This is a genomic window from Roseibium sp. TrichSKD4, assembly GCF_000148725.1.
Lineage (GTDB): Bacteria > Pseudomonadota > Alphaproteobacteria > Rhizobiales > Stappiaceae > Roseibium.
The window spans coordinates 816,906-823,154 of record NZ_GL476320.1; the positions used below are offsets into that span (position 1 = coordinate 816,906).

4 protein-coding genes and 1 pseudogene are annotated in these 6,249 nt (G+C 55.2%); 2 read left to right on the plus strand and 3 right to left on the minus strand.

What is annotated here, in order from left to right; translation table 11 throughout:
• From TRICHSKD4_RS24605 to TRICHSKD4_RS24615, 3 genes are all read right to left on the minus strand, one after another.
• Positions 1 to 2,424 (minus strand): sarcosine oxidase subunit alpha family protein (locus tag TRICHSKD4_RS24605; RefSeq protein ID WP_040617396.1); only part of this gene is annotated, 2,424 nt, incomplete at its 3' end.
• Complete coding sequence (locus TRICHSKD4_RS24610) at positions 2,421 to 2,726, minus strand: sarcosine oxidase subunit delta (RefSeq protein WP_009759965.1); 306 nt, start codon at positions 2,724 to 2,726, stop codon at positions 2,421 to 2,423. The genes TRICHSKD4_RS24610 and TRICHSKD4_RS24605, both read right to left, overlap by 4 nt.
• An 11-nt stretch (positions 2,727 to 2,737) precedes the next feature.
• On the minus strand, positions 2,738 to 3,991 hold the full coding sequence (locus tag TRICHSKD4_RS24615) for a sarcosine oxidase subunit beta family protein (protein ID WP_009759966.1): 1,254 nt from the start codon (positions 3,989 to 3,991) through the stop codon (positions 2,738 to 2,740).
• A 501-nt stretch (positions 3,992 to 4,492) separates the two neighbouring features.
• On the opposite strand from TRICHSKD4_RS24615, the gene TRICHSKD4_RS24625 reads away from it, so the two are divergent.
• Together TRICHSKD4_RS24625 and TRICHSKD4_RS30985 are read left to right on the plus strand one after the other, a co-directional pair.
• Positions 4,493 to 5,800, plus strand: coding sequence for a selenium-binding protein SBP56-related protein (locus tag TRICHSKD4_RS24625; RefSeq protein WP_040617553.1), 1,308 nt, complete (start codon positions 4,493 to 4,495; stop codon positions 5,798 to 5,800).
• 68 nt (positions 5,801 to 5,868) lie between these two features.
• A pseudogene (locus tag TRICHSKD4_RS30985) lies at positions 5,869 to 6,249 on the plus strand (hypothetical protein); the annotation flags it as partial.

The window sequence follows — 6,249 nt, forward strand, 5'->3', positions numbered from 1 at the left end:
ACGACATGGAACGCCGCAGAAAGTGCCCGTGGCAATGCTCATATGCGAGAAGGCGTCAGGTGACAGATCAATGCCTTCAACAAACGGTGCAATCACGTCTCGTGCCTTCGGGCCCTGGACTGCACAAACGGCATATTGTTCGGTGGTGGACGTGATCCACACATCAAGCTCCGGCCATTCTGTCTGCAGATAGTCTTCCATGGTTGCGAATACGTGGGCTGCACCACCAGTGGTGGTTGTGACATGGAAACGATCTTCGGCCATGCGGCCAATCACACCATCATCAATGATGAAACCGGCATCGTTCAGCATCAAACCGTATCGGCAGCGACCAATGCCAAGTTTCTTCCATGGATTGGTGTACATACGCTCCAGAAACTCTGCCGCATCAGGTCCAACCACTTCGATTTTGCCGAGTGTGGAAGCGTCAAAAAGGCCAACGGACTTGCGTACGATTTCACATTCACGCGCAACGGCGTCATGCATGTCTTCATCGGCAGCTTCCGGGAAGTACCAAGTTCTCTTCCACTGGCCGACATCTTCAAAAACGCCCTGATTTTGAACAACCCAGTCATGCGACGGGGTCTTGCGAACCGGGTCGAAGAAGTCGCCGCGAGATACACCAGCAAAAACACCGAATGTTGTCGGCGTATAGGGTTGGCGGAATGTGGTCAGGCCAACATCCGTTAGAGGTTTGTCAAGCGAGGTCGAGGCAATCTGCAGAGCATTCAGGTTGGACAGGCGACCCTGATCGGTTGCCATGCCGGTGGTCGTATAGCGCTTGATATGCTCAATGGAGTGCATCCCTTCGCGCACGGCCAGTTTGACGTCCTTTGCCGTCACATCATTTTGATAGTCGACAAAGGCTTTCACCTTGCTGGCGTTGCGGTCATGGGGAATAGTGCCAAGGGTGCCGCCGGTTCCCCCTTCCGCACCATTGGCAGTGGCGCGGCTGTAATCACCGATCTTGCCTGTGGCTGCCTTGGCAGCTTCCTCACCAGCCTTATAGCCGTCTTCCAGCGTCGCGCTGAGACCACCGAACACGCCCGCGCAAGCTCCGGCTGAGCGCTCGTTCTGGACATTGATCCCGGGCACAAATGCGCCAAGTGCCTCATCCCAGACCACCTTGCCGCGTGATTGAGAGTATAGGCTGACGGTGGGTGTCCAGCCGCCGGACATCAGGATTGCGTCACAGCTTATTTCACCGGCTGATGTCACACCCTGTGATGTCATGCGGCCCAAGAGGGCACCGCTCACACGTTTGCGTCCCCGTACGCCGGTCACGACGCATCCCGTTTCAACACGAATGCCGCGCGCTTTGGCAACGGATTGCAGGGCTTCTGGCGGTGTGTCGCGCATATCGGCGATTGCAACGACTTCGGCCCCTTGATCTGCAAGGTCGAAGGCTGCTTGCCAAGCGCTGTCACAGGCGGTCGTGACCAACACCTTGTCGCCGACCTTTACGCCGTAACGGTTCAGGTAAGTACGACCGGCTTCAGCCAGCATAACGCCCGGGACATCATTTTCCGGGAACACCATTGGCCGTTCGATAGCGCCAGCTGCGATAACAACTTCTTTGGCCCGAACTTGCCAGAGCCGCTCACGCGGCAGAGCCGGGTACGGATCAGCCATGTGCTCGGTGACGCGTTCTGCCAGAGAGACAAAATTTTGCGCAAAATAGCCAAACGCGGTTGTACGCGGCAAAAGTGTGACATTGTCTTTGGCAGACAGGCTTTTGATCGCTTCTACAGCCCAGCCGGTGGCAGATTGACCATCAATGGTCGCGCTGCCTTCAGAGAGCAATGAGCCGCCAAGTTCGCTTTGTTCATCGCACAGGATAACGCGTGCACCCGATTCGGATGCGGCCAGTGCAGCGGCAAGGCCGGCCGGGCCGGAGCCAATGACAAGAACATCGCAATGAGCATAAAGATTGCCATAGCTGTCATGGTCTGGATTTTTAGGCGGATTTCCAAGTCCGGCGGCAGCGCGAATGATCGGTTCGTACACCCGGTCCCAGAAGGCTTTGGGCCACATAAAGGTCTTGTAGTAGAACCCGGCTGGAAACAGCGGAGACAGCAGATCGTTTACCGCGCCGACGTCAAAGTCGAGTGACGGGAAGCGGTTCTGGCTGACGGCTTCGAGGCCCTGGTAGAGTTCAACCTGGGTTGCGCGCAAGTTCGGGGTCTGGTCGCCCTTGCGATAGATGCCAACCAGTGCGTTTGGCTCTTCGGATCCTGCGGTCAGGATGCCGCGCGGACGGTGGTACTTGAACGAGCGTCCGACGAGATGGCGTCCATTGGCGAGAAGGGCCGAGGCGAGGGTGTCGCCTTCGAGACCGGAAAGCTGTTCGCCATCAAATGAGAAAGAGACAGGTTTGGACCGGTCGATACGACCACCGGCGTCTGTGCGAAAGGACTGGCTCATTGGTTTGCCTCCTTCGCTATCGCCTCAAGGCCCGGTTTTGGTTCGCCCGTTTTGTAGACTTTTAGGAACTTGTCGCTCACGGTGTCGCGCACAGCATTGAAGAAGCGACCGCAGCCATGGATATGCCGCCAACGTTCTGCGTGAACACCCTTGGGGTTTGTGCGCAGATACAGGTATTCCGCCCATTCCTCATCGGATTGGGTAGATGGATCAGCTGGGCGGGCAATGTGTGCTTCGCCGCGACAAGCGAACTCGAGTTCCGAGCGCTCTACTTCGCAATAAGGGCAGTAAATCAGAAGCATATCGGGAACCTTTAATGTGCCACTGCAGCTGCAGCCGCTTCGTCAATTAGGCGTCCAGTGCGGAAACGCTCCAGCGAGAAGGGGGCTGCGATTGGATGTGGCTCATCCTTGGCGATGGTGTGGGCGAAGACGTTGGCTGATCCCGGTGTGGCCTTGAAGCCGCCAGTTCCCCAGCCACAGTTCACGAACAGGCCCGGAACCGGCGTTTTGGCAATAATCGGTGAGCGGTCAGGGGTCACATCGACGGTTCCGCCCCAGTTCCTCAGCATGCGCATACGCCTAAACATCGGGAACAGTTCGCAGATCGCATCGATTGTATGGATTGGGATCTGGATGCCGCCAGTTTGTGAATAAGAGACGAATTGGTCGGTGCCAGCCCCGATGACCAGCTCGCCCTTGTCCGATTGGGAAATGTAGGCGTGGATGGTGTTGGACATGACCACGCACGGGAAGGCGGGTTTAACCGGCTCTGAGACCAACGCCTGAAGTGGATTGGATTCCAGCGGCACTCGAATACCGGCCATATCCATCAGAACGGATGTGTGACCAGCTGCGACAACGCCGACTTTCTTGGCCTTGATGAAACCCTTCGCCGTATCGACTCCTTCGACAGAACCATCCGCAGCCCGTCGAATGCCGGTTACAGCACAATTTTGGATAATGTCGACACCCAGTTCATCTGCAGCGCGCGCATAACCCCAGGCGACTGCGTCGTGACGAGCCGTGCCGCCGACCCGTTGCAGCGCCGCGCCGACCACCGGGTAGCGGATGTTTTTGGAGATATTCAGCGGTGGGCAATATTCTTTGGCTTCCTCAGGTGTCAGCCACTCGTTCTGCACGCCCGCAAGACGATTTGCATGAACGTGGCGCTTGAACACCTGAATGTCATGCACTGTGTGGGCCAGCATCATTACACCGCGCGCGGAGTACATCACGTTGTAGTTCAGGTCCTGAGATAGTCCGTCCCACAATTTGACCGCGTGATTGTAGAGCGCTGCGCTTTCTTCCCAGAGATAGTTGGAGCGAATGATCGTGGTGTTCCGGCCCGTATTGCCGCCGCCAAGCCACCCTTTTTCGATCACCGCAATGTTGCGGATGCCATGTTCCTTGGCCAGATAGTACGCTGTGCCAAGGCCATGCCCACCAGCGCCGACGATAATGACATCGTATTCGGCCTTTGGTTCCGGTGCGCGCCATTGGCGCCCCCAGTTGTGGTGCGCCGAAAAGGCGTTCTTGGCCAGTTCCAGAAAAGAATATCGCTTCATCAGCGAGCTGCTCCAACACTCCAGAGAACGAACAGTGTGACCTTTAACACGACGGTTCGATTTTCTGGATACCGGACTGGCGCAAAAGTCTGCGCAGTCGGCAATCCAGTTTCGGGCATCATTGCGATTAGGTCATGATTTGCATGGCTGTTTTCAGTCGCCCACTGGCTTGAAAGCGACACGCAAAGCCGAACAAATGTCGCACCCTTTGCGTTGGTGCGGAATGGCCCGTGATTTCCATTCGTTCGGAGCAGTCTCAAACAACCGTGGCAATACATCCTTTGGTCTTGGTGGTGAAATATTTTTCAATACTGGCACTTGACGCAAGGTCAAGTGTTTGTCCGAATAGGGTCAAGGTATTCGATACTCAAAATTGATCGTTTGATAGAAAATAAATTGGGGGATGCATCGTATTTGGTCGGCGAGCACAGACCACGAAAACCTGCTCAAATCAAACAAATTCCTTTTGTTCACGTGTTGTTTTTTTGGGAGGAAAACACCATGAAATTCAGAAGTTTAAAGTCGGTTATCATCGGCGCCACCATGTTAGCCGCTCCATCGGTAGCCTATGCTGATGAGACATGCCAATCGCCCTACATGCCAAAGATTACGGGTGAGGAAGAATTCGTCTATGTCTGGACACTCGGCAAGGAAGGAATTGGTGACGAGTCCGACAAGCTGGTGACTGTTGATGTTCGCAAGGATAGCGACACATACGGGAAAGTGATCGGCAGTATTTCTGTTGGTGGACGCAATGAAGCGCACCACGCCGGATTTACCGCTGACCGTCGTTATCTGTGGGCTGGTGGGCTCGATACCAACAAGATTTTCATCTTTGATGTTCATTCAGATCCGGGCAAACCGACGCTTGCCAAGACGATCGATACCTTTGTGAAAGACACAGGCGGTGCTGTCGGGCCTCATACGTTTTATGGCCTACCTGGACGGATGATGATTTCAGCATTGTCCAACGACAAAGATCACGGTGGACGTACGGCATTGGTGGAATACTCCAATGAGGGCGAGTATATCGCCACCCATTGGATGCCGACAGCTGAAGACCCGCGCGGGGCGAAGATTGCCAGTGATGTGGTTGATGGCTACGGCTATGATGTCCGCGCTCTCATTCGCAAAAACGTGATGCTGAGTTCGTCTTTCACTGGCTGGTCCAACTACATGATGGACTTTGGCCAGATGCTGGAAGATGCGGAAGCCATGAAACGCTTCGGGCAGACTGTCGTTCAGTGGGATCTGCACTCACGCAAGCCGAAAAAGGTGATGCATGTTCCCGGTGCACCGCTTGAGATCAGATTCGCATGGGGGCCTGAGAACAACTACGCCTTCACCACTGCAGCCTTGACCTCCAAGCTGTGGCTGATTCATGCGGATGACAACAACGAATGGCATGCGAAAGAAGTTGCGGATATTGGCGACCCGGCTTCCATCCCGCTGCCGGTAGACATTTCGATCTCTGCCGATGACACGCGCCTTTGGATCAACACGTTCATGGACGGTAAAACGCGCCTGTTTGATATCTCTGATCCTCATGCGCCCAAGCAGATTTACGAGAAGGTGATTGCCGATCAGGTGAACATGGTCTCGCAGAGCTGGGATGGTGAGCGGGTCTATTTCACAAGCTCTTTGCTGGCCCAGTGGGACAAGAAGGGCGAGTCCGACGATCAATATCTCAAAGCCTATGATTGGGATGGAAAAGACCTGAAGCTTCAGTTTGAACTGGACTTCTATGAGGAAGGTCTGGGCCGTGCTCACATCATGCGGTTCGGATCGGGCGAGCTTTACGGTAGCTGATAACCTCTCACTTTCGGGCGGCTGAGTAAGCCGCCCGGCCTTCATATTCGGAGTGGGGAGCGGTGCTTATGGGCGGAGCCACCCTTAGTCAGTTTATTGGTCGAAAAAAACGGACCGATGGTCACATCGCGCTGGTTGGCGCGGCATTCGCCATATTGGCGATTGCAGCAAGCGTTGTGGTCATCGTGCCTCCAAATGAGACAACGGCGGAAACCCGACCTGAAATGTCGGTTGGAGCAGGTGGGCTGGAGAACTTGTCTGCGCTTTTTCCCCGAACAGCCGAGTATGATTTTGTGGCACCAAAAGCGGGAACCTATGAGCTGCCGAGTTTGAAGCAGGCTCCCGGCGGCAAGCTTGTTGATATGCGCGGCGAACACGTTGAGCTTGGCCCGCTGCTGAAAGGCCGGATGTCACTGGTCAGCTTCGTTTATCTTCTTTGCTCGGATACA